At 73.1% G+C, this 23,664-nt stretch carries 21 protein-coding genes; 9 read left to right on the top strand and 12 right to left on the bottom strand.

All coding sequences use genetic code 11. The features are described from left to right. Positions 1-12: 12 nt before the first annotated feature. Positions 13-723: a hypothetical protein gene (locus tag ABZ234_RS23380; RefSeq protein WP_355013447.1), complete on the bottom strand. Its 711-nt coding sequence runs from the start codon at positions 721-723 to the stop codon at positions 13-15. 83 nt (positions 724-806) lie between these two features. Between ABZ234_RS23380 and ABZ234_RS23385 the strand changes: the two genes are divergently transcribed. Further along, positions 807-1,337, top strand: coding sequence for a DinB family protein (locus ABZ234_RS23385; RefSeq protein WP_355013448.1), 531 nt, complete (start codon positions 807-809; stop codon positions 1,335-1,337). A gap of 138 nt (positions 1,338-1,475) precedes the next feature. Continuing rightward, entirely contained in the window at positions 1,476-2,009 is a 534-nt protein-coding gene (locus ABZ234_RS23390; protein ID WP_355013449.1) for a DinB family protein, read from the top strand. 91 nt (positions 2,010-2,100) lie between these two features. Here the strand turns inward: ABZ234_RS23390 and ABZ234_RS23395 are convergent, their stop codons facing one another. The 3 genes from ABZ234_RS23395 to ABZ234_RS23405 all read right to left on the bottom strand — a co-directional run bounded on the left by ABZ234_RS23395 (position 2,101) and on the right by ABZ234_RS23405 (position 7,778). Further along, on the bottom strand, positions 2,101-2,898 hold the full coding sequence (locus ABZ234_RS23395) for a PadR family transcriptional regulator (protein ID WP_355013450.1): 798 nt from the start codon (positions 2,896-2,898) through the stop codon (positions 2,101-2,103). 150 nt (positions 2,899-3,048) lie between these two features. Next, positions 3,049-6,612 (bottom strand): DNA polymerase III subunit alpha, encoded by a 3,564-nt coding sequence (gene dnaE, locus ABZ234_RS23400; protein WP_352982953.1) that lies wholly within the window; start codon positions 6,610-6,612, stop codon positions 3,049-3,051. 302 nt (positions 6,613-6,914) lie between these two features. Further along, positions 6,915-7,778: a hypothetical protein gene (locus ABZ234_RS23405; RefSeq protein WP_355013451.1), complete on the bottom strand. Its 864-nt coding sequence runs from the start codon at positions 7,776-7,778 to the stop codon at positions 6,915-6,917. Positions 7,779-8,024: 246 nt separating this feature from the next. On the opposite strand from ABZ234_RS23405, the gene ABZ234_RS23410 reads away from it, so the two are divergent. After that, a complete protein-coding gene (locus ABZ234_RS23410; protein WP_355013452.1) occupies positions 8,025-9,329 on the top strand; it encodes an endonuclease/exonuclease/phosphatase family protein in 1,305 nt (434 codons plus the stop codon). A 46-nt stretch (positions 9,330-9,375) separates the two neighbouring features. Here ABZ234_RS23410 and ABZ234_RS23415 read toward each other — a convergent pair whose 3' ends face one another. The 3 genes from ABZ234_RS23415 to ABZ234_RS23425 all read right to left on the bottom strand — a co-directional run bounded on the left by ABZ234_RS23415 (position 9,376) and on the right by ABZ234_RS23425 (position 11,276). Further along, positions 9,376-9,726, bottom strand: coding sequence for a chorismate mutase (locus ABZ234_RS23415; RefSeq protein ID WP_355013453.1), 351 nt, complete (start codon positions 9,724-9,726; stop codon positions 9,376-9,378). 311 nt (positions 9,727-10,037) lie between these two features. Further along, positions 10,038-10,694 carry a PaaI family thioesterase gene (locus tag ABZ234_RS23420; RefSeq protein WP_344180806.1) on the bottom strand — a complete coding sequence of 219 codons (657 nt, stop codon included), beginning with the start codon at positions 10,692-10,694 and terminating at the stop codon, positions 10,038-10,040. A gap of 144 nt (positions 10,695-10,838) precedes the next feature. Beyond that, on the bottom strand, positions 10,839-11,276 hold the full coding sequence (locus ABZ234_RS23425) for a GNAT family N-acetyltransferase (RefSeq protein ID WP_355013454.1): 438 nt from the start codon (positions 11,274-11,276) through the stop codon (positions 10,839-10,841). 65 nt (positions 11,277-11,341) lie between these two features. On the opposite strand from ABZ234_RS23425, the gene ABZ234_RS23430 reads away from it, so the two are divergent. The 4 genes from ABZ234_RS23430 (at position 11,342) to ABZ234_RS23445 (ending at position 15,467) form a co-directional block, all read left to right on the top strand. Further along, entirely contained in the window at positions 11,342-12,193 is an 852-nt protein-coding gene (locus ABZ234_RS23430; RefSeq protein WP_344180802.1) for an AraC family transcriptional regulator, read from the top strand. Positions 12,194-12,581: 388 nt separating this feature from the next. Further along, positions 12,582-13,283 (top strand): AzlC family ABC transporter permease, encoded by a 702-nt coding sequence (locus tag ABZ234_RS23435; RefSeq protein WP_355013460.1) that lies wholly within the window; start codon positions 12,582-12,584, stop codon positions 13,281-13,283. Next, a complete protein-coding gene (locus ABZ234_RS23440) occupies positions 13,280-13,594 on the top strand; it encodes an AzlD domain-containing protein (RefSeq protein ID WP_355013455.1) in 315 nt (104 codons plus the stop codon). The genes ABZ234_RS23435 and ABZ234_RS23440 overlap by 4 nt, the downstream gene beginning before the upstream one ends. 190 nt (positions 13,595-13,784) lie before the next feature. Next, complete coding sequence (locus ABZ234_RS23445; RefSeq protein WP_355013456.1) at positions 13,785-15,467, top strand: thiamine pyrophosphate-dependent enzyme; 1,683 nt, start codon at positions 13,785-13,787, stop codon at positions 15,465-15,467. A gap of 79 nt (positions 15,468-15,546) precedes the next feature. On the opposite strand, the gene ABZ234_RS23450 is transcribed toward ABZ234_RS23445, so the two are convergent. Further along, on the bottom strand, positions 15,547-16,452 hold the full coding sequence (locus ABZ234_RS23450; protein WP_267945804.1) for a LysR family transcriptional regulator: 906 nt from the start codon (positions 16,450-16,452) through the stop codon (positions 15,547-15,549). A 73-nt stretch (positions 16,453-16,525) separates the two neighbouring features. Here ABZ234_RS23450 and ABZ234_RS23455 point away from each other — a divergent pair, with 73 nt between their 5' ends. Next, entirely contained in the window at positions 16,526-17,545 is a 1,020-nt protein-coding gene (locus ABZ234_RS23455) for a DMT family transporter (RefSeq protein WP_355013457.1), read from the top strand. A 9-nt stretch (positions 17,546-17,554) separates the two neighbouring features. Here ABZ234_RS23455 and ABZ234_RS23460 read toward each other — a convergent pair whose 3' ends face one another. The 4 genes from ABZ234_RS23460 to ABZ234_RS23475 all read right to left on the bottom strand — a co-directional run bounded on the left by ABZ234_RS23460 (position 17,555) and on the right by ABZ234_RS23475 (position 19,936). Then, the gene (locus ABZ234_RS23460; protein ID WP_267945806.1) at positions 17,555-18,481 is read right to left on the bottom strand and encodes an RluA family pseudouridine synthase; all 927 of its coding nucleotides are present in this window, start codon (positions 18,479-18,481) and stop codon (positions 17,555-17,557) included. Beyond that, positions 18,478-19,059 carry a signal peptidase II gene (lspA, locus tag ABZ234_RS23465; RefSeq protein WP_267945807.1) on the bottom strand — a complete coding sequence of 194 codons (582 nt, stop codon included), beginning with the start codon at positions 19,057-19,059 and terminating at the stop codon, positions 18,478-18,480. The genes ABZ234_RS23460 and lspA overlap by 4 nt, the downstream gene beginning before the upstream one ends. Positions 19,060-19,088: 29 nt before the next feature. Beyond that, positions 19,089-19,499 (bottom strand): TraR/DksA C4-type zinc finger protein, encoded by a 411-nt coding sequence (locus tag ABZ234_RS23470; protein ID WP_267945808.1) that lies wholly within the window; start codon positions 19,497-19,499, stop codon positions 19,089-19,091. Between the two features lie 176 nt (positions 19,500-19,675). Then, on the bottom strand, positions 19,676-19,936 hold the full coding sequence (locus ABZ234_RS23475; RefSeq protein ID WP_267945809.1) for a hypothetical protein: 261 nt from the start codon (positions 19,934-19,936) through the stop codon (positions 19,676-19,678). 366 nt (positions 19,937-20,302) lie between these two features. Between ABZ234_RS23475 and ileS the strand changes: the two genes are divergently transcribed. After that, positions 20,303-23,503 (top strand): isoleucine--tRNA ligase, encoded by a 3,201-nt coding sequence (gene ileS, locus ABZ234_RS23480; RefSeq protein ID WP_355013458.1) that lies wholly within the window; start codon positions 20,303-20,305, stop codon positions 23,501-23,503. Positions 23,504-23,664 lie beyond the last annotated feature (161 nt).

The following is a 23,664-nucleotide window of genomic DNA, read 5'->3' on the forward strand; positions in this document are numbered from 1 at the left end:
CGCGTCCGGGGGTCAGCGCCCCGTGCCCTCCGGTCCGGACGGGTCGTGTTCGACCGCGACAGGCGCACCGCGGGCGGGCGGCGCCGGGGGCCGGCCGCCGTCCTGCGGCGCCCGGTCCCCGTCCTCCTGCCCGACGCCCCCCTCCGCCGCCCCCTCGGGCGGCGCGGGCGCGGGCGCGGGGACACCGGGCAGGTCGCGGCGCACGATGCTGACCGCGTCGAGCAGACCGTACTGGAGCACGAACACGAAGGGCCAGGCCACCAGGAACGCGGTCGCGTCCAGGTGGAGCCCGGTCACGACCGTCGCGCCGGACTCCGCCGCCCCGACGGCGGCGTGGGCCCCGCCGTCCAGGGCCACCCCGACGCGCCAGGTAAGCAGGGCGCCCGCGACCGCGCCCAGGAAACCCGCGACCAGGACGGCCAGGCGCAGGTCCTGGAGGCGTCGCCGGGCCAGCGGGAACTGGACCATGTAGGCCGCGTACCCGGTGGCCAGGCCGGCGAGCGCGGTCATGACGACGAAGTAGCCCTCACCGGCGAACACGTCCTCGGTGGTGCCGGTGAAGACCTGCCCGTCGCCCAGCGCGGTGCCCTCCGCGCGGGGCGCGAACTGCCACCACACCAGGCCCAGCAGCGCGCCAAGCAGAACCAGGGCCCCGAAGACGCACGCCCCCACGGCCAGCTGTCGTAGCGGCGCCGCCCCGTCCGCGCGGTTCTGCTCCGTCATCTCCCCAACTCTCCTCACCCCGTCCCGGTCCCACCCCGGAAAACCAGTGGATACAGGGCATAGCCGGAACGGAGAATACCGGCATGAGCGACGAGAACAGCCCTCTGGCCGCACCCGTGCCCCGGCGTGTCGATCCTCCCCTTGCGGCCGACGAGCGCACCATGCTCACCAGTTATCTGGACAGGCAGCGCGCCACGGTCCACCTCAAGTGCGCCGGTCTGGCCTCGGAGCTGTCGGGGGCGGCTCCCCTCCCCACCTCTCCGCTGATGACCGCGGGCGGCCTCGTGTCCCATCTGCGGTGGGTGGAGGCGTTCTGGTTCGAGGTGGTGATGCTCAACCAGGCCGACCGGGCGCCGTACTCGCTGGAGGACCCGGACGCCGAGTTCCGCGTCGGCGCCGAACTGCCGCTCACGGGGCTGCTCGACGACTACGCGGCCCAGTGCGCGCGCTCGCGCGAGATCACCGCGAGGCTGGAGCTGGGGGCGTCGGCCCGCCGTTCGCGGCCGCAGCCGACCCTGCGCTGGGTGCTCCTGCACATGATCGAGGAGACCGCCCGCCACAACGGGCACCTGGACGTCCTGCGCGAACTCGCCGACGGCGTGACCGGGCAGTAGGACCGGGACAGGGCAGTAGGACCGGGACAGGGCCGGGGCGCGCCCCCGGACCCCTCCCCGTGCACGACCTCCCGCGCCGGGGACGGCGCCTCCGGAAATGCGCTGGCGCGCGAGGGGCGCCGACCGGACAATACGGGGATGAACGACGAGAACGCTCCCCTGACCGCCCCCGGCCGCGTCGATCCGCCCATGGCGGCCGACGAGCGCACCATGCTCACGACGTGGCTGGAGTGGCACCGCGCCACGGTGCACGCCAAGTGCGTGGGCCTGTCCCCCCGCCACGCCTCCGCCACCCCGCTTCCGACGTCGCCGCTGATGAGCGTCGGCGCAGTGGTCTCGCACCTGCGCTGGGTGGAGCACGCCTGGTTCGAGAAGCTCCTGATGGGACTGCCCGAGAACGGGCACGCGACCCCCGAGGACCCCGACGCCGAGTGGCGGCGCGGCAGTGAGCTCCCCCTGTCCCTTCTGCTCGACGAGTACGAGGAGCAGTGCGCGCGCTCGCGCGAGATCACCGCGGGGCTCGACCTGGACGCGGTGGCCGCCACCGCCCGGAAGGACGAGGAGCCCACCACCCTGCGCTGGGTCCTGGTGCACATGATCGAGGAGACCGCCCGCCACAACGGGCACCTGGACCTGCTGCGCGAACTCGCCGACGGGGTGACCGGCGAGTAGGGCGGGACCGGAACCGGGGCCGGACCGCAGAGGGCCCGTGCCGACCGCTGGAAACCCAGGGTCGTGTTCACGGGCCCCCGGCGTCCCCGGCTCAGAGGCCGGCGTCCTCCTCGGGGTCCGGCTCCGGGGCGGTGTCCTCCTCGGCCAGGATCAGGTAGAGGTTGCGCCGTGTCTCGGCCAGGAGCCGCTTGGCGCGGTCCAGCTGGTCGTCGGTGCCCGCCTGGGCGACCTGGGCGGCGGCCGCCGCCAGCTGATACGCCAGGCCGCCGATCTCCTCGTAGCGGGACCGGCTGTCCGCGTGGGCGTCCGCACCCGCCTCCCAGGGCGGGGTGAGCCCGGCGCCGTTCTCGTCCAGGTAGGCGATGCCCTCCTCGGTGAGCCGGTAGGGACGGCGACGCCCCTCCCCCTCCTCCTGTGCGACCAGGCCCTCGTCCTCCAGCTGCTGGAGCATCGGGTAGACGGACCCGGGGCTGGGCCGCCACATGCCGCCGCTGCGGTCGCGGCCCTCGCGGATGATCTCGTAGCCGCTGCGCGGCTCCTCGGCGATGAGCAGCAGGATGCCGGTGCGGACGTCGCCGCGCCGGGCCCGGCGCCCGTCGCCGCGACCGCCCCGGTGGCCGCCGGGACCGTGTCCGAAACCGCCGAACGGGCCCCCGAAGGGGGCTCCCGCCCCTCCCCAGGGTCCGCCTCCCGGCGGGACTCCGGGAGGCGGCGGGGGCGGCGGCGGTCCGAACTGCGCCCGGTCGCCGCCGTGCTCGTGTCCGTACTCGTGCGGGTGGGGGCCGCGGTGCGCGTCGGCCGGGTGCCGGTCCCAGGGACGCCGCGCACGCTCGGAGCGTCCGCCGCGTGCGTTCCAGGACCAGGGGCCGGGAAGTGCCATGGCGCTCATGGTGTTCTCCTTCTATCGATACAGAGAGACTGTCTACTCTGTTCTGATAGCTCAAAGATATATCGTTAACTCTCTTCCGGCAAGTCCCGGACACAGAAGAATCCCCGTGGGCCGCACCGCGCGGCTCACGGGGATCCTGGTCGCTCGGGGTCAGTAGTCGACCGCGTACGCCCCCAGCAGGCTCTTCACCTCGCCGTTGAACTCCGGGGAGATCCGCACCGAGTAGCGGTCCACGGCGTAGATCCTCGACCGGACCGGGTTGTCCACCCTGATCCGCACCGGCGTCGCCCCCTGGTGGCTGGCCAGCACCTGGCGCAGGTCGACGACCAGGTCCGGGGTGAGGCGCTTCTCGTCCACGGTCAGCAGCACCGGCGGCTCGCCCTCGGTGATGTGCGAGATGTCCAGGATCGACATCTCCGAGGCGAACATCGACCACGTGCCGTCCCGGTCGTTCAGGCGGCCCTTGACCGTGACCGCCGTGTCCTCCAGCAGGGCCTCCACGTACAGGGGGTAGGTCTTGGGGAAGAACAGCACCTCCATGGAGGCGTCCAGGTCCTCCACCGTGGCGATGGCCCACTGGTTGCCCGCCTTGTTGGTGCGCTTGTCCACCTTGGAGATCAGGCCGGAGATCCGCACCTCACCGCGTTCGCGGCCCAGGTCACCGGCGACGATCTGCGCGATGGACGTGTCCCGCGACCGCGCCAGGACGCGCTCCGCCCCCGCCAGCGGGTGGCTGGACACGTACAGGCCCAGCATCTCCCGCTCGAACGCCAGCTTGGTCTTGCGGTCCCACTCCTCGTCCCCCCAGTTGATGTTGAGGCCGATGGGGGTGGAGTCGCCGCCCTCCTCCGCACCGCCGAACAGGTCGAACTGGCCGTGCGCCTCCTGCTTCTTGGAGCTGATCATGCCGTCGACCGCGGTCTCGTGGTGGCGGTACAGCTCACGCCGCGGCTGACCGAGCGAGTCGAACCCGCCCGCCTTGATCAGCGACTCGATGACCCTCTTGTTGCAGGCCGCCAGCTCGATCTTGGCCAGGAAGTCGGTGAAGGACGTGTACTTGCCCTTCTCCGTACGGGTCTTGACGATGGAGTTGACCACGTTGGCGCCGACGTTGCGGACCGCGCCCATGCCGAAGCGGATGTCCTTGCCCACCGGTGTGAAGCGCAGACCCGACTCGTTGACGTCCGGGGGGAGCACCTTGATGCCCTGCGCCCGGCACTCCGCCAGGTAGACCGCCATCTTGTCCTTGTCGTCGCTGACCGAGGTCAGCAGCGCGGCCATGTACGCGGCCGGGTAGTTGGCCTTGAGGTAGGCGGTCCAGTAGGAGACCAGCGCGTAGCCGGCGGCGTGCGACTTGTTGAACGCGTACCCGGCGAACGGGAGCATGACGTCCCACAGGGCCTGAACGGCCTCCCTGGAGAAGCCCCTCTCCATGGCACCGGGGAAGAACTTGGCCTCCTCCTCCTCCAGCGCCTCCTTCTTCTTCTTGCCCATCGCGCGGCGCATGAGGTCGGCGCCGCCCAGCGTGTAGCCGGCCAGCTGCTGGGCGATGGCCATGATCTGCTCCTGATACACGATCAGGTGGAAGGTCTCCTGGAGGATCGGCTCCAGGGCGTCCTTCAGCTCCGGGTGGATCGCGGTGACCTCCTGGCGCCCGTTCGACCGGTCGGCGTAGTCGTTGTGCGCGTTCGCGGCCATCGGGCCGGGCCGGTACAGGGCGTTGACCGCCGCGATGTCACCGAACTTCTTCGGCTGCATCCGCTTGAGCAGGTTGCGCATCGCGCCGCCGTCCAGCTGGAACACGCCCAGGGTGTCGCCGCGCGAGAGGAGCTGGTAGGTCTTCTTGTCGTCCAGCGGAAGCTTGATGAGGTCGATGTCGACCCCCTCCGCCTCCTTGATGCTCTTGACCGCGTCGTCCATGATCGTCAGGTTGCGCAGGCCCAGGAAGTCCATCTTGAGCAGGCCCATGTCCTCGCACTGAGGATAGGGAAAGCCCGTGATGATGGCACCGTCGTTGTCCCGCTTGTGCAGCGGGATGACGTCGAGCAGGGGCTCCTTGGACAGGATGACGCCCGCCGCGTGCACGCCGGTGCCGCGTGTCAGGCCCTCGATACCCCGCGCGGTCTCCATGACCTTGTTGACCTGCGGGTCGTTCTCGACGAGGCTGCGCAGCTCGGTTGTCTCCGAGTAGCGCTCGTGCTCGGTGTTGAACACCGCGTCGAGCGGGATCTCCTTGCCGCCGACCGCGGCCGGGAACGCCTTCGTGATCTGGTCGCCCACCGAGTAGGGCATGCCCAGGATGCGGGTGGAGTCCTTCACCGCGGCCTTGGCCTTGATGGTGCCGAAGGTGAGGATCTGGGCGACGCGCTCCTCGCCGTACAGCCGCGTGACGTACTCGATCATCTCGCCGCGCCGACGCTCGTCGAAGTCCAGGTCGACATCGGGCATGGACACGCGCTCGGGGTTGAGGAACCGCTCGAACAGCAGGCCGTGCTCGAGCGGGTCGAGGTCGGTGATGCCGAGGACGTAGGCGATCATCGACCCGGCCGCCGAGCCGCGCCCCGGGCCCAGGGCGATCTTGCTCTTGCGCGCGTACTGGCAGATGTCGGCGACCACGAGGAAGTAGGCCGGGAAGCCCATCTCGTTGATGATCGCCAGCTCGAACTCGACCCGCTTCTGGACCTCCTCGCCCGCCCCGTCCGGGTAGCGCGTCGGAAGCAGCCGCTGGACTTCCTTGGCCAGCCAGGAGGCCTGGGACTCCCCCTCGGGCACCGGGAAGACCGGCATGAGGTCCCGGTGCTTGAACACGGCGTCGTAGGCGTTGGGATCGACGCGCTCGGCGATGAGCAGGGTGTTCTTGCACCCCTGCTTCCACTCGTCGAAGTCGAGGATGCCGCGCATCTCGTCGGCGGTCTTGAGGTAGTAGCCCGAGCCGTTGAACCGGAACCGGGTGGGGTCGTCCAGGTTCTTGCCCACGCCCACCGCCAGCAGGGCGTCGTGCGCCGCCGCCTGGTTCTCGTACACGTAGTGGGAGTCGTTGGTGACCAGCGGCGGGATGTTCAGCTCGCGGCCGACCTTGAGGAGGCCGTCGCGGACCTCCTTCTCGATGCTCACACCGTGGTCCATCAGCTCCAGGAAGACGTTGTCCCGGCCGAAGATGTCCTGGAGCCCGGCCGCGTACTCGATGGCCTCCTTCTCCTGGCCCAGCCGCAGCCGCGTCTGCACGCCGCCCGACGGACAGCCCGTGGAGACGATGATGCCCTCGTTGTACTCCTGCATGAGCTCCAGGTCCATGCGGGGCTTCATGTAGTAGCCCTCCATGGACGCCAGCGAGGACATCCGGAAGAGGTTGCGCAGCCCGGTCTCGTTCTGCGCCAGCATCGTCATGTGGAGGTAGCGGCCGCCGCCGGAGATGTCCTTGCCACCCTCGGAGGACACGTCGTCCGACCCGCTGGACCGGCCCCAGAACACCCGTTTTTTATGGAACCGCGACTCGGGCGCCACGTACGCCTCGATGCCGATGATCGGCGTGACACCGGTGCCCTTGGACTGCTGGTAGAACTCGTAGGCGCCGAACATGTTGCCGTGGTCGGTCATGGCGACCGCCGGCATCCCCAGCCTCGCCGCCTCCTTGAAGAGGGGCTTCAGCTTCGCGGCCCCATCGAGCATGGAGTACTCGGTGTGGACGTGCAGATGTGCGAAGGAGTCGGCCATGGTTCGGGTGCCCCCATGAGGGTCGTAGGTCGGGTGGTATCTCCCGAGCCTACGACTTTCCCACGACGCTCGTGTCCCACTGTGGACGACGAACCGGGCTCCCTGCCAGCGGGCGCGGAGCCGGATGGGACCCTGTGTCACGGATCACGGTGCCGCTCCGGGGGTGCGGGGCCCGCCGCGCCCCGTCGTGCCCGGCCACCCGGCCCCGGCGGATCGGGGCGACCGCCCCGCTTCGGCGACCGGGGCCTCCGGGCGGAACCGCACGGGAGGGCGGATTCGTCGGGGGCGGGACCGTCCGCCGCTCAGGCGGCGCGGACGCGGCCGGCGAGGGCGCGCAGCCAGGGCTCCCGGAAGCCGGGCTCGCCCGCCAGGACCCGGCGGAAGCGCTCCCTCGCCTCGGGGGTGCGCCCGTACCTGTGCAGGGCGACCGCGCTGCCGAGGGCCGCGCGGGCCTCCTCGTCCCGCCGGGGCACGGTCACGCCCGGATCCGCCCAGCGGTGGCGCCGGAAGGAGTCCTCGGCCTTGGGCTGGGTGTTGCCCAGATAGCCCCACAGCCAACCGGAGACGGACACGTTGCGCACCGCGCGGGCGGGAAGCTCCTCCACCCAGTCGGCGTGCTGCTGCCAGCGCCAGGTCTTCGGGCTCGTCTTCCCCCTGGCGGTGACCCCCAGGTAGCGGACCTTCGTCCGGATCACGTTCCAGGCGGCGCGCTCGTCGTCGATCCAGTCCCGCAGCTCCCGGTGGAGGTTCCCGAAGGTGGAGCCCGCGGCGACCAGGTCGACGAGGACCACGGGGCGTTTGCGGCCCGCCAGCCCCGCCGGGGACAGCCCTGCGTCGGCCAGGTTGACGCGCAGCTGCCGCCGCTCCCGCAGGGTGGTCCCGCGCCCCTCGTACCCGTAGAGGGACAGCGGCAGCCGGTTCAGGCGCTCGGCGTCGGCCGTCCCCGCGAGGACCCCGCCCAGCAGGTCGTACAGGCTGTCGGGCGAACGGCCCACGAAGAACAGGTCCCCGTCGGCGCTGCGCGCGACGACCTTCGCCGCGCAGTCGGTGAGTTCGGCGACGTAGCCGGGGTCGTACTCCTCGGACCCGTCTCCGACGAGGGACCCCAGCCGGTCGCCGCCGGCCACGTTCCAGCGGAAGGGGCGGTTCGGTTCGATCTGGTCCATGGCCCCATGGAACCAACCGCCGACCGTGTCGCCAAGGGCTTTTCCGGGTACCGGGGCCCAGGACCCGCGCCACCCGCGCCACCCGCGCCACCCGCGCCACCCGCGCCACCCGCGCCACCCGCGCCACCCGCGCCACCCGCGCCCGGTGGACGGCCCGGGTCCGTCTCCGGTTCACCCCCGCCTGTTACCCTCCCGCGGTCGGGGTGGCGGCACCGCCCCCCGCTCCCCCGGTGAGAGGATGCCTCCATGCCCCCGTCCGTGAACCGCGACGCCCGGCCCGGTCCCCCGAACCGCCCGGCCCGACGCCGCGTGGCCTCCACCGCCACGCTCGTCCTCGCGGCGTCGGCCCTGGTGGCGGCGCCCGCCACCGCGGCGGAGTCGCCGTCCGTCCCCGGACCGCCCGGCCCGCACCAGGTCAGGTTCGCGACGTTCAACACCGCCCTCGAGCGCCCCGAGCAGGGTGCGCTCGCGGCCGAGCTCGCCACCCCGGACAGCGAGCAGGCCCGCAACGTCGCGGAGATCATCCAGCACGTGCGGCCCGACGTGCTCCTCGTCAACGAGTTCGACCACGACGAGGAGGGCGAGGGCGCCCGCCTGTTCCAGGACAACTACCTCTCCGTCGGCCAGAACGACGCCGAGGCCATCGACTACCCGTACGTGTACACCGCCCCGGTCAACACGGGCGTGCCCTCGGGCGCGGACCTCGACGGGGACGGCCGGGCGGTGACGGAGCCCGGGACCCCCGGCTATGCCGAGGACGCGTTCGGCTACGGCGCCTTCCCCGGACAGTACGGGATGGTCGTGTACTCGATGTACCCGATCGTCACCGAGCGGGTGCGCACCTTCCAGACCTTCCGCTGGGCGGACATGCCGGACGCGCTGCTGCCCACCGACCCGGCGACCGGCGGGCCCTACTACTCCGACGAGGCTCTGGAGGTCCTCCGCCTCTCGTCCAAGAGCCACTGGGACATCCCGGTCGACACGGGGAGGGGGCGCCCGATCCACCTCCTGGCCAGCCACCCCACGCCGCCGGCCTTCGACGGGCCCGAGAGGCGCAACGTCCTGCGCAACCACGACGAGATCCGCTTCTGGGCCGACTACGTCACCCCGCGCGCGGGCTCCTACATCTACGACGACGAGGGCCGGCGCGGCGGCCTGCCGGTCGGCGCCCCCTTCGTCATCGCGGGCGACCTGAACGCCGACCCCGACGACGGGGACGGCCACCCCGGCGCGATCGCCCGCCTCCTGGAGCACCCGGGGATCACCGACCCCCGCCCCGCCAGCCAGGGCGGCAGGGGCGCCGCCCAGCGCCAGGGCGGCGCCAACGAGGGCCACGCGGGCGACCCCGGCCTCGACAGCGCCGACTTCACGGACGAGCCGGGGCCGGGGAACCTGCGCGTGGACTACGTGCTGCCCTCCCGGATCGTCCCGGTCCGCGGGTCGGGGGTGTTCTGGCCGACCGTGGACGACAGCCTCTTCCGCCTGACCGGCGACTACCCGTTCCCGAGCTCCGACCACCGCCTGGTCTGGGTGGACCTGCTCCGTCCCTGAGCCGCCGCCGCGGGCGCGGGCGTCCGGGGCGGGCGGCCCCGCCCGCTCACGCCCGGGGGGAACCCGCCCTCCGGGCCCCCGCCTCCTCCTCGGCCGCGGAGAGCCCGGCGCTGATGACGCTGTCCATGATCTCGGCGATCCGGTCGGGGCCCAGGCGCGGGGCGTGGCGGGCCATCCGTTCGACCAGCGCCCGCTCACGGCCCGTGTCGCGGCCGGCGAAGTACCCGACCGGCTTGAGCCTCTGCACCTGGGCGGCGACCAGCGCCCGCCGTTCGAGGAGCACGGCCAGCTCGGCGTCCAGGCGGTCGATGCGCCCGCGCAGGAGGGCGATCTGCTCCTCCGGCGCGGTCGGGGGGACGGCGGGCGCGGGCTCTGGGGTGGCGGACGGGTGGTTCACGGTGGCCTCCGACGGGATGCGTCCACGGACGCGGATGCGGTGCGGCCGTACGTCCCGCGGGAACGGGTGTGACACGTGCGGGGGCGTCGGCCGCCTGGAAAACGAAAGAGCACCGGGGCTCCCGCCCGGGTGCTCTGCTGCCGACGTTCCCTGTTCCGCCTACGTGGAAGCGGCCGACGGGCTCGTCGGCCTGCTAAACACGTGCATGCGGTGGGTCACGGGCGCCATCCTACCGTGTCCGTCCCGCGCACGGACGAGGGCGGCCCGTACCGGGGTACGGACCGCCCTCGGAGCTGTGTCCCGCGCGCCGGTCAGGGCACCTCGACGCGCACCATGAGGGCGGTCGCCTCGGCCGTGACCTCGCCGTTGACGCGGATCTCACCGGTGACGTACACCTTGCGCCGCTCGGTGCCGGTCACCCGCGCGACGACCTCCAGGGGCGTGAAGAGCGGCGTGGGCCTGCGGTAGTCGACCTCCAGCCTGGCGGTGAGGCCGGGCGAGGTCGCGAGCGAGGACGCGGAGCCGACGGCCTGGTCCAGCATGGCGGCGATCCAGCCGCCGTGGACCAGTCCGGGCGGGCCCTGGTAGACGGTGTTGAGGGTGACCTCGCCGCGCACCCCCTCCTCGGTCGCGTCCAGGAACAGCGGCGGGGCCGCGGGGTTGGTGTCACCGGACACCACGTTGGTGATGGTCCCGTACTCGGTGTCGCCGCCGGGCAGCTCGCGCAGGACCATGGTGCCGATCTGTCTGCGGGCGACGTTGAGCCTGCCGGTGAGGCCCTCCACGGTCGCCGCGGCCTCGGCGAGGGTGTCGCCGTCGGCCTCGGTGTTGGCGACGGCGTCGATGAGGTCGTGGACACGCGCCACCAGGGAGCGCAGCTCGGAGGGGATCTCGGCCTGCTCGACAACGGGGAGGCCGAAGGCCCGGGGGTCCGGCCGCTCGGTCGCCGGCTGCGTGTTGACCGTCATGTGTTCCTCGTGGGGTCGGTGGGTGCGCGGGTGGAGGGGGCACCGATGTCGAACCGAATCCTACTCGGTAGTATTCCGGCCGCACCCCCGCCGGCCGTGCGCTCCCCGTCACACCGCACCGGGACGGGGAGCACCCTCGCGGCGTCAGGCCAGGTCGCGCACCATGTGCAGGTGGGGGATCCCGGCGTCCAGGAACTCGTCGCCGTGGGCCGTGTAGCCGAGCCGCGCGTAGAAGCCCAGCGCGTGGGTCTGCGCGTGCAGCTCCACCCGGACGAACCCGCGTTCGCGCGCCCGCTCCTCCGCCGCCCTGACCAGGGCGGCCCCGGTTCCGTTCCCCCGCCCCTTGGGCAGCACGGCCAGCCTCCCCAGGAGGCCCGCGCCGTCGCCCTGGTCCACCAGCCTGACGGTGCCGACGGGGACCCCGTCGGCCAGCGCGAGGAGGTGGACGGCGGCGGTGTCGCGCTCGTCCCACTCCTCCTCGACGGGAACCTGCTGCTCGGAGACGAACACGGCGCCCCGGATGACGAACACGGCGGCACGGTCGCGCTCGTCCCGTGCCAGTCGGATCTCGGTCGTAGTCATCCCCGAAGGTTAGCCCCGGGCCCGGCCCGCCCTGCCGGGAGGCCCCCTAACCTGTGGGTATGGGCATGCCCAGCACCACACATCCCGGCGTGGACGACCCGGGCACGGAGAGCGCGCGCTACTGGCGCTTCTCCGGACTGCCCGGTACCGAACTCCTCACCGCGCGCTTCGTCACCACCACGTTCACCCGGCACACCCACCCCACCTACACCATCGGGGTGATCACCGGCGGCATCGAGGAGTACTCCCACTCACGCGGCAAGGCGCGCGTGGGCCCCGGCGGCCTGGCGGTGGTCGGCCCCGGGGAGGTGCACACCGGCCACGCCGGCGTCCCCGAGGGCTGGGGGTACCGGGTGTTCTACCCGTCCCCCGAGGTCATGGTGGACATCGCCCGCGAACTGGGGATGCGCGGCACCCCCGGGTTCACGGAGTCGGGCATCCACGCGCCCGAGGCCGCCCGTGTCCTGGCCTCCGCCCACGTGGCAGCCGAGCACGGCGACCGCCTGACGTCCTCGGCCCTCGTCCGGCGGGGCCTGGGCATGCTGCTGCGCTCCCACGGCCGTGAACGGGCCGCCGATCCCGTCCCGCACGCCGCGCGCCCCGAGGTGGCGCGGGCCAGGGAGGTCCTCTCCTCCCGCCTGCTCGACCCGCCGACCCTGGACGAGCTCGCCGCCCAGCTGGGGATCGGGCCGTTCTCCCTGTCCCGCGCCTTCCGGGCCGCGTACGGGCTGCCCCCGCACGCCTACCTCAACCAGGTGCGGGTGGACCGGGCCAGGCAGCTCCTCCTCGCCGGCCGCCGGGCGGCCGAGGTGGCGGCCGAGGTCGGTTTCGCCGACCAGGCCCACCTGACGCGCCACTTCAAGCGCCACCTGGGCGTGCCGCCCGGCGCCTACCAGCGCGCCCTGCTCGCCCCCTGACCTGCGGCTCCGCCGCCCGCCCTCCGGCGCTCCGGAGGGCGGTGGACCCGACCGGCCCCTCGCCCCGGTCCCTCCGTCCGCGCCCCGGGCCGCCCGCCGCCCCGGCGGGGCCCGAACGCCGGTGCCCGCGCCCCTCCCGTCGACCCTGTGCCCCTCCCCGGCCTCGCGCGCCACCTCTGCCCCGGACCCTCGCGGCCCGCAAGCCGCCGCGGGCGCGCCCGTCGGAGCAGGGGCCCGACGGGCATGCCGGTTTCGCGGCCCGCGACCGCGGGGGCGCTCCTCGCGGGCAAGAACGTTCAAGACGGCGCGCGCCCGCCCCCCTAGCGTGGGCGCCGTGAAATCCTTCTCTCTCCGCCCGTACCTCCGCTCGGCGGCGGTACGCGACAGCATGGGGATCGGCGTGGCCGTGGGCGCCGCCGGTCTCGCGTTCGGGACCGCGGCGGTGGCCGCGGGCCTCTCACCCGCCCAGTCCGTGTTCATGAGCCTGTTCATGTTCACGGGAGCCTCGCAGTTCGCCCTGGTCGGGGTGGTCGCGGGCGGCGGAAGCCTGGTCGCCGGGGCGGCGGGCGCGCTGCTCCTCGGCGCCCGCAACACGCTGTACGGACTGCGGCTGGCCGACGTCCTCGGATGGCGGGGCGCGCGCCGTGCCCTGGCCGCGCACGGGGTGATCGACGAGACCACCGCGGTCACACTGGCCCAGCCGGACCGGGAGTCGGCGCGCACCGCGTTCGTCACGACCTACGCGGTGCTGGGCTCCTTCTGGGTGGTGACCACCCTGGTGGGGGCGCTGGCGACGGAGCGCGTGAGCGACATCGGCGCGTTCGGCCTCGACGCGGTGGGCCCGGCGATCTTCCTCGCGCTGCTGTGGCCCCGTCTCCGCGAGGGCGGGGGCCGGAACTGGCTGATCGCCGGCGCCGGAGCCGGGCTGGCCCTGGCCGCCACCCCGCTGCTCCCCGCCGGGGTACCGGTGCTGCTGGCCGCCTCGGCCGCGCTGATCGCGCTCGCGGGCCCCTCCGCCGACCCGCCCGCCCCGACGGCCGCGGAGCCCGCGTCCGGCTCCGGACCCGCCTCGAGGGAGGCCCGCCCATGACCCTGTGGATCGCGCTCGTCGCCACCGCCGCCGGCTGCTACCTGCTCAAGTACGCGGGTCTGGCCGCTCCGCGGCGGCTCCTCGACAACCCGTGGCTGCGGCGGTTCGCGACCGCCGTCCCCCTCGCCCTGCTGGCCGCGCTGATCGCGGTGGAGGCGCTCCGCGGCGAGGGCCGGTCCCTGGCCTGGGACACCGCACGGATGGGCGGTCTGGGCGCCGCCGTCCTCGCCCTCGTCCTGAAGGCGCCGTTCCTCGTCGTGATCGTCGCGGCCGCGGCCGTCACGGCCGGCCTGCGCGCGCTGGGGCTCTGACACGCCGGGCCGGGGAGCGCTCCCCGGCCCGGCCCCTCCCCCACCGTCGGAACGGGCCCGCACCACCGCCTCCCGCCTCCGCGCCCGTCCTTGACCGTCCCGTGACCGCCTGTCAGAGTCGGCCGCATGCGCCCGGCCGATCCCGGGCGCGCCGAGTGGACCTTGCGACGATGGAAGGGATCCCACCCCCATGGCCACAGCCGCCGACCGCACCCCACCACCCACCGACACCGCCGCTCACGCGGTGGTGGAGGTCCTCGCCTCCGCCGGGATCAGACAGTGCTACACCGTCCCCGGGGAGAGCTTCCTCGAACTCGCCGACGCCGTCGACCAGCACCCCCTGATGCGGCTGGTGTCGACCCGGCACGAGAACGGCGCCGGGTTCATGGCGGAGGCCGAGGCCAAGCTGACCGGGACACCGGCCGTGGCCGCGGCCACCCGGGGGCCCGGGGCGTCCAACCTGGCGGTGGGCGTGCACACCGCGATGCAGGACTCCACGCCGATGATCGTGTTCCTGGGGCAGGCGGAGACCGGCCGGCTGGGCCGGGAGGCCTTCCAGGAGGTGGACCTCACCGCGTTCTACGCCCCCATCACCAAGTGGGCGACCACCGTGCACAGGGCCGACCGGCTCGCGGAGGTGACCGCCAGGGCGGTCCGCGTCGCCACCACCGGCCGTCCGGGGCCGGTGGCGATCGCGGTGCCCGGCGACCTGTTCGGCCACCGGGTGGGACCGCAGGATCCGCCGCGCCCGCACGTGGTCCCCCGCCCTCCCCTGGGCGGGGAGGCCCGTGACCGGCTGGCCGCCTGGCTGATCCGGGCGGTCCGGCCGGTGATCGTCGCGGGCGGGGGCGCCCGCGCGGCCCGGGAGGACCTGGTCCGGGTGGCCGAGCGCTTCGGCGCCGGGGTGTACGCCTCGTGGCGGCGCCAGGACGTGTTCCCCAACGACCACCCGCTCTACCTCGGCCACCTGGGACTGGGGTGCCCCAAGCCCGTGCTCAACGCCCTGTCGGAGGCGGACGCGGTGCTGGTGGTCGGCTGCCGGATGAGCGAGACCACCACGCAGGGGTACCGGCTGCCCGACCCGGCGAGGGCACGGATCGCGCAGATCGACATCGACCCCGGCCAGGTGGGCGCCACCGCCGACCTGTGGTTCGGTGCGGTGGCCGACGCCCGCGAGGCTCTGCGCGAGCTGGCCGGGTCCCCCGTGCAGGCTCCCTACCGCGACTGGAGCGCGGCCCGCCGGAGGTGGGTGGACAGCACGGTCCCGCCCGCCCACGCCGCGGACCACGCGGGCCGGGGCCTGCACCCGTGGGCGGTGGTCTCGGCCATGCGCGCGGCCCTGCCCGAGGACGCCCTGATCACGAACGACGCGGGCAACTTCGCGACGTTCCTGCACCGGGGCTGGTGGTTCCGGCACCCCTCCACCCAGTTGGCGCCCACCAGCGGGGCCATGGGCTACGCCGTGCCGGCGGCGGTGGCGGCCAAGATCGCCGCTCCCGACCGGACCGTGGTGGCCGTGGCCGGCGACGGCGGCGCGCTGATGACCGGGCAGGAGCTGGAGACCGCGGTGCGGGAGGGCGCGGCCGTGACCGTGGTGGTGTTCCAGAACGGGCTCTACGGCACGATCGCCATGCACCAGGCCCGGGAGCTGGGGCGCATCGCGGGGACGCGGATCAGCGGCCCGCTCGACCTGGCCGGGTACGCGCGGTCGCTGGGGGCTCGGGGCGCGACCGCCCACACCCGCGAGGAACTGGAGAAGGCGCTGGCCGAGGCGGTCGGCGCGGACCTTCCGACACTGGTCGACGTCCGGACCGACCCGGAGGTGATCAGCCCGACCGCGACCCTGTCCGGCCTGTTGGGCGGGGACCGGTAGCGGGTCCCCCGCCGCGCGGCGCGTCCGCGCGGCGGGGCGGCCGGTCCGTGTTCCGCCCGGACGCCGGAAGGCCCCGGTCTCAGTCCGCGTAGGCGGCCGCGGCCTCACGCAGAGCGCGGACGGCGGCCCGGATCGCGGGGCGGCGCGAGGCGTCGGTGCGCCAGAACGCGTACACCTGCCGGACCAGCGCGGGCTGTACCGGCACCACCCGCACCCCGTCCGGCAGGGGCCCCCGGCCCAACCGGGGCATGACGGCGGCTCCGATCCCGGCGGCGATGAGCGCCAGCTTGGTCTGGTGCTCCTCGACGTTGTGGATGACGCGGGGCTCGCCTCCGCGCGCCCGGATCATGCCGTGGAGCCAGTCGTCGCAGATCGACCCGCGCGACCAGCTGATCCAGGGCAGGTCGAGGATCTCCTCCGGTTCGAGGAGCTCGCGGTGGGCGAGGGGGTGGTCGGCGGGCAGGGCGATGTCGCCGACGTCCTCCAGCAGCGGCGCCCGGCTCATCCCCGCGGGCAGGGCCAGCGGGGAGCCGACCCAGTCGATGACCATGGCGAGGTCGGCGTCGCCCCGGGCCATCGAGGGCACGCTCTCGTGGGGCTCCTCCTCGTGGAGCTCCACCTGGAGGCCAGGGTGCGCCTCGCGCAGGGAGGTGAGCGCGTGGGGCAGGAGTCCCCGGACGGCAGTGGGGGTGGCGCTCAGGCGCAGGTGGCCCGTGACGTCGTCGCGGTGCGCCTCCAGGTCCGCCTCGGCCCGGTGGACCAGGGAGAGGATCTTCGCGGTGTGCTCGACCAGGAGCTCGGCGGCGTCGGTGAGGCGTACGCCCCGGCCGTTGCGTTCGACGAGGGGCTGGCCCACCTCCCGTTCGAGCTTGGTGAGCTGCTGGGAGACGGCGGAGTTGGTGACGTGGAGGGCCTCGGCGGCGGCGGTGAGGGAGCCGTGCGTCGCGATGGTGTGGAGGACCCGGAGTCGGTCGACGCTGAGCATGTAAGCAAGCCTAACCTCCGCCTTAAGAAATACGAAGTAGTCCTAATGCGTCGGTGCAGGATAGAAACATCCCATGACCGCCGTCCCCTCCGCCGCGACCACGTCCGGCCCCCCGCCGCACCCGCTCTCCGACTGGCGCGCCAAGTTCGCCCTCCTCGCCCTGATCTGGGGTATGAGCTTCGTCTTCATCAAGGTCGGGGCGAGCGCGCTGTCCCCCGCGCAGCTCGCGCTCGGCCGCATGGCCGCGGGCGCGCTCCCCCTGCTGGCGCTCGTACTTCTGCGCGGCGGGCGCCTCCCCACCTCTCCTCGCCTGGTGGGCCACATGTTCGTGGCTGCGCTGCTGCTCAACACGGTCCCCTTCACCCTGTTCGGGTACGCCGCACAGCTCATCCCCTCCGCCCTGATGGGGATCGTGAACGCCGCGACGCCCCTGTTCGGCGTGGTGTTCTCGATGGCGCTGCTCTCGGACGAGCGCCCCGACCGGGACAGGGTCCTCGGACTCGGGATCGGCTTCCTCGGCGTGCTCACCGTCTTCGGGGTGTGGAACACGCTGGGCGAGGTGGCCGCCGGCGACCGCGACGCCGTCGTCGGCATGCTGTTCGTCGTGGGCGCGACGGCCTGCTACGGCATCGGCACCCCCTACCTGCGCCGCTTCGTCGCGGGCAGCTCCCACGGGGCCCTGGAGCTGAGCTCGCTCCAGCTGCTCCTCGGCTCCCTCCCCCTGGCACTGCTCGTCCCGTTCCTCACCGAGGCGCCCACCGGGGTGACCTGGCAGGTGGTGGCGTCGGTGGCCGTCCTGGGCGTACTCGGCACGGGGGTGGCGTACATCCTCCAGTACGCGATCGTGCGGGAGGCGGGGGCGACCGTGGCCACGACCGTCACCTACGTGGCGCCGGTCGTGGCGATCACCGCCGGGATCGTGCTCATGGGCGAGACCCTGACCTGGAACCAGCCGCTGGGCGCGGTGGTCGTCGTCCTGGGGGCCGCCCTGTGCCAGGGCGTCGTCCGCGTCCGCCGCGTCGCGCCGCCGCGGCCCGGGCCCCGACCGCACGCGAAGGGGCGGCGGGCCCGGGCCCGCCGCCCCTTCGCGTGAACGGCGCCGTCAGTCCTCGCGGAGCACGTCGATCGCCGCTTCGAGGTCGGCGGGGTAGGTGCTGGAGAACTCCACCGGGCGGTGCTCGGTGGGGTGCTCGAAGCCCAGCCGGACGGCGTGCAGCCACTGCCGCCGCACGCCCAGCCGCTCGGCCAGGGTGGGGTCGGCCCCGTAGAGCGTGTCGCCCACGCACGGGTGGCGCAGCGCGGCCATGTGCACCCGGATCTGGTGGGTGCGGCCCGTCTCCAGCCGGATCTCCAGGAGGCTGGCGGCCCGGAAGGCCTCCTGCGTGTCGTAGTGCGTCACCGACGCACGGCCGCCCGCGACCACGGCCCAGCGGCCGTCGCCGGCGGGGTGCCGGTCGATGGGAGCGTCCACCGTGCCGCGGAGCGGGTCGGGGTGCCCCTGCACCAGCGTGTGGTAGCGCTTGTCCACGGTGCGCTCCTTGAACGCCCGCTTGAGCACGCTGTAGGCGGTCTCGCTCTTGGCGACCACCATGAGGCCGGTGGTGTTGGCGTCCAGCCGGTGGACGATGCCCTGGCGCTCGGCGGCGCCGCTGGTCGCCAGCTGCACGCCGGAGGCCAGCAGGCCCTCCAGCACGCTGGGCCCGGTCCAGCCGACCGTCGGGTGGGCGACCACGCCGACGGGCTTGTCCACCACGATGATGTCGGTGTCCTCGTGCACGATCCGCATGCCGGGGACGGCCTCGGGGCGCGGCACGGGCGCCGTGGGCGGCGGCGGGAGGGTGATCTCCAGCCAGGCCCCGGCCTGGACCCGGTCGGACTTGCCCGCCTCGGACCCGTCGACCAGGACGCTGCCGTCGAGGATGAGTTCGGCGGCCCGTGTGCGGGACAGGCCGAACAGGCGGGCGATGGCCGCGTCGAGCCGGTCGCCCTCCAGGCCGTCGGGCACGGGCAGGCTGCGCGTGTCGCTCACTGGCCCTTCCCTTCGGTGGTGTCGTCCGGGTGGGGCCCGGAACCCTTGTCGTCCTTCTTCGAGGACTCCTCCTCGACGACGCTGCCGTCCAGGTTGAGGCCCTTGAAGGTCAGCGCCACCACCAGGCAGGCCCCGACGACCACGCACGAGTCGGCGATGTTGAAGACCGGGAAGTTCCCGACGCTGATGAAGTCGACGACCGCGCCGTGGAAGGGCGCCGGCTCCCGGAAGTACCGGTCCACGAGGTTCCCCGCGGCGCCGCCCATCATCAGGCCGAGCGTCACTCCCCACCAGACGCTGCGGACCCGCAGCCCCATGTACCCGATGGCGATGACCACGAGGCTGGCGATGCAGGTGAACACCCAGGTGAAGTCGGTGCCCATGGAGAACGCGGCGCCGGTGTTGTACACCAGCGTGAACTGGAGGAGGCTGCCGACGACGTCGACGCGCTCGCCCTGGGAGAAGGTCGCCAGGACCCACTCCTTGGTGAGGAAGTCGGCGACGATCGCGGCGGCTGCGACCAACAGCAGGAGAAGGTACCTGCGCGGGCGCGCACCGGTCGTGTCGGACGTGGTCATGTTGCTGTCCCCGGAGGGCTCTACCTCAGTCAGCGACGCTCCTCGCGCTGTTTGCAGGTGACGCACAGGGTGGCGCGCGGAAAGGCCTCAAGTCGCGCCTTCCCGATGGCCAGGCTGCATGACTCACAGACCCCGTATGTTCCCGCGTCCATCCGTTCGATCGCCCGCTCGCTCTTGGAGAGCAGGTCACGAGTATTGTAGGCCAACGCCAGATCATGTTCGCGCTGGAAGGTCTTCGCCCCGGCGTCCGCGGGGTCGTCCCCGGCGCCGTCCACCGGGTCGGTGAGCCGGTCGGCGAGCGCGTCCTCCGCCTCGCGGATCTCCCGCCGCGCGACCGCGATCTCCTCCTCCAGCCTTCGCCGGATCCCGGTCAGCTCCTCCGTGGTCCAGGGGTCCTCCCCCGGCAGGACCGGCAGCATGGAGGCTTCGGTGGCCTTCATCGCATTCCCCTCCCAGATGGTTCGGCACACCCCGGACCTCGCCGACCTGCGGGTCCTCCCCCGGGCGGTGCCGTGATCGGTGCCGCGAAGCCTAGGCAATCCCACGGTGCAAGGCAATGATCGGGACGGTGCGCCGCTGCGGCGGCCCCCGCCCGGCGCGACAGGGGCGACGGGCCCTACTCCGCGGCCGCGAAACCGCCGTAGTCCTCGGCCAGCGCGGCCAGGTGCGGCTCGTCGAAGACGGCCGGCCCGCCGTGGGGACCGGTCAGCACCTCGATCACCCAGTCCGCGTCCTCGGCGTCGTCCTCGCCCGCGAGCATGTCCCGGTGCACGCGGCACGGCTCGTAGCCCTGCTCCAGGAGCTGCTCCGCCAGCTCCACCGCGTCGTCCCGGTCGGACAGGGTCACGAGGACCGCGCCCCTCACGTCCTCCGCCACAGCGGCCCCCTCCGTCACAAGAGCGCACGGCGGAAGCGCCGCGCTGCGTTATCCTGGCTCCAGGTGTCGATGGGGACGAGTAGCGCTGGCCCCGACCGGACGGATCACAGCCTAGAAGGCCTGGCCCGCCCAAGCGACCCGGGGGCGGTGCGAGCCCGGGGGCACGACCAGCGCGAAGATCACCCCGGAACCGCCGGAAGAACGGGCCCGCCCGCGCGGGCGGCTCCAGTAGAACCGGCACAGAGCAACGAAGTGGGACCCTACCGACGCGCGCCCTGCGGCGCGCTCGCGGTCCAAGGAGGGTGGTACCGCGGGGCCCGTGCCTCGTCCCTCCGTCAGGAACGACCCTGATGGAAAGGTACGACCGTGGCCAACGACCCCCGGCCCGCATCCCGACCGCTGCCCCAGCTCCCCGCGCAGATCGACCTGCCGGCCATGGAGCGGGACGTCCTCGGCCGCTGGTCGAAGGAGGACGTCTTCCAGCGCTCGCTCGACCAGACCCGCGGCGGCCCCAACTGGGTCTTCTACGAGGGCCCGCCCACGGCCAACGGCCAGCCCGGCGTGCACCACGTCGAGGCCCGCGCGTTCAAGGACGTGTTCCCCCGGTTCCGCACCATGCGCGGCTACCACGTGGACCGCAAGGCGGGCTGGGACTGCCACGGCCTGCCCGTGGAGGTCGCCGTGGAGAAGGAGCTCGGCCTGTCCGGCAAGAAGGACATCGAGGCCTTCGGCATCGCCGAGTTCAACGAGCGCTGCCGCGAGTCCGTGCTCCGCAACGTCGACGCGTTCACCACCATGACGGAGCGCATGGGCTACTGGGTGAACATGGACGACGCCTACCGCACCATGGACCCGCAGTACGTGGAGTCCGTGTGGTGGGCCCTCAAGCAGATCTGGGACAAGGGCCTGCTGGTCCGCGACTACCGGATCAGCCCGTACTGCCCGCGCTGCGGCACGACCCTGTCCGACCACGAGCTCGCGCAGGGGTACGAGACCGTCACCGACCCGTCGGTGTACGTCCGCTTCCCCGTGACCTCCGGTCCGCTCGCCTCGCCCGAGCACCCGACCTCGCTGCTCGTCTGGACGACCACCCCCTGGACGCTGGTGTCCAACACCGCCGTGGCCGTGCACCCGGACGTGGAGTACGTGGTGGCCACCGACGGCGACGAGCGCCTCGTGGTGGCCCGTCCGCTCTTCGACAAGGTCCTCGGCGAGGGCTGGGAGCTCACGGGCGAGAGCTACGGGGGCGAGGAGATGGAGCGCTGGACCTACGAGCGCCCCTTCGACCTGGTGCCCTTCGACGAGCCCGCCCACTACGTGGTGCTCGCCGACTACGTCACCGTGGACGACGGTACCGGCCTGGTCCACCAGGCGCCCGCCTTCGGCGCCGACGACATGCTCGTGGGCCGCGCCTACGGCCTGCCCGTGGTCAACCCGGTCCGCCCGGACGGCACCTTCGAGTCCCCCCTGCCGCTGGTCGGCGGGGTGTTCTTCAAGGAGGCCGACAAGACGCTCGTCCGCGACCTCAAGGACCGCGGGCTCCTCTTCCGCCACCTGAGCTACGAGCACTCCTACCCGCACTGCTGGCGCTGCCACACGGCGCTGCTGTACTACGCGGTCCCGTCCTGGTACATCCGCACCACCGCGGTCAAGGACGAGCTCCTGGCGCAGAACGACGTCACCAACTGGGTGCCGGAGAACGTCAAGGAGGGCCGCTTCGGCGAGTGGCTGCGCGGCAACGTGGACTGGGCGCTGTCCCGCAACCGCTACTGGGGCACCCCGCTGCCGATCTGGGAGTTCCCCGACGGCCGCCAGATCTGCGTGGGCTCCCTGGAGGAGCTGGGCCGCCTCAGCGGCCGGGACCTGTCCTCCCTGGACCCGCACCGCCCCTTCGTGGACGACATCGTCATCCCCGACCCGGACGCGGACCCGTCCCTGCCCGAGGAGCAGCGGGTCGCCCGCCGCGTCCCCGAGGTCATCGACGCCTGGTTCGACTCCGGCTCCATGCCGTTCGCCCAGTGGGGGGCGCCCCACCGGAACGAGGAGACCTTCCGGGACAACTTCCCGGCGCAGTACATCTCCGAGGCGATCGACCAGACCCGCGGGTGGTTCTACTCCCTGCTGGCGGTGAGCACCCTGGTGTTCGGCCGCAACTCCTTCGAGAACGTGGTCGTGCTCGGCCACATCCTCGCCGAGGACGGCCGGAAGATGAGCAAGCACCTGGGCAACGTCATGGAGCCGATCGCGGTCATGGACAAGCACGGCGCCGACGCGCTGCGCTGGTTCATGCTGGCGAGCGGTTCACCGTGGACCGCCCGCCGGGTCGGCCACTCCGCCCTGGAGGAGATCGTCCGCAAGGTGCTGCTGACCTACTACAGCACCGTCTCGTTCTTCACCCTGTACGCGAACGCCGGCGGGGGCTGGGACCACTCCCGGCTGGCGGACGCCCCCGCCCCCGAGGACCGCCCGCTCCTGGACCGGTGGCTGCTCTCGGAGCTGAACGAGGTCGTCAGGGACGTCACGGCGGCGCTGGACTCGTTCGACACCACGACCGCGGGACGCCGTCTGACGGCCTTCGTGGACGACGTGTCCAACTGGTACGTGCGCCGTTCCCGCCGCCGGTTCTGGGGCGGTGCGGACACCCCCGAGGGCGCCGCCGCGTTCGCGACGCTGTTCGAGGCCCTGGAGACCGTCACGCTGCTGATGGCGCCGATCGTGCCGTTCCTCACCGACCACGTGTGGGCGTCGGTACGCCGGCCGGACGCGCCGGAGTCGGTGCACCTGGCGTCGTGGCCCGAGGTGCGCGAGGACCTCGTCGACCCGGACCTGTCGCGGCAGATGGCGCTGGCCCGCCGCCTGGTGGAGCTGGGCCGGTCGGCCCGGGTGGACTCCGCCGTGCGGACCCGGCAGCCGCTGGCCCGCGCCCTGGTGGGCGCCGCCGGTTTCGCCGGCCTGCCCGAGCAGCTCCGCGACCAGGTGTCCGACGAGCTCAACGTGGAGTCGCTGGACGCGCTGTCCTCCGTGGGCGGCGACCTGGTGGACTTCATCGTGAAGCCGAACTTCCGGGCGCTGGGCAAGCGGTTCGCCAAGCGCACCCCGCTGGTGGCCAAGGCCATCGAGGCCGCCGACCCCGCCTCCCTGGTGCAACAGGTCCGCGAGAGCGGCTGGGCGCGGGTGCGGGTCGAGGACGAGCCCGTCGAGGTCAGCGCCGACGAGCTGCTCGTGACCGAGCAGCCCCGGGAGGGCTGGGCCGTGGCGTCCGAGGCCGGTGAGACCGTCGCCCTGGACCTGGAGCTGACGCCGCGGCTGCGCCGCGCCGGTCTGGCCCGGGAGATGGTCCGCATGCTCCAGGACGCCCGCAAGAAGAGCGGCCTGGACGTGTCCGACCGCATCGAGGTGTGGTGGACGGCCACGGACGAGACCACCGAACTGGCGCTCACCGAGCACGGTGATGCGATCGCCGGCGAGGTGCTGGCCGACGCGTTCACCGCCGGGGAGATGGCACGGGACCTGCACACCGCCTCCTCCGAGGAGTTCGGCGTGGCCTTCGGTTTCCGCAAGGCCTAAGGCCTCTTCCGGTCCGGCGGCCCCGGGGCCGCCGGACCGGGCCCCGACGCGAACGGGCGCCGTCCCCCCCCGGGGGGGGGGGCCCGGAGCGGGGGGGGGGGGGCGGGGTGGGGTTGGGGGGGCGGTTGGTGGATGTTGTGGCCCCCCATGGCGGGGGGACC

It is taken from the genome of Nocardiopsis sp. NPDC006198, from assembly GCF_040613895.1.
GTDB classification, from domain to species: Bacteria; Actinomycetota; Actinomycetes; order Streptosporangiales; family Streptosporangiaceae; genus Nocardiopsis; species Nocardiopsis tropica.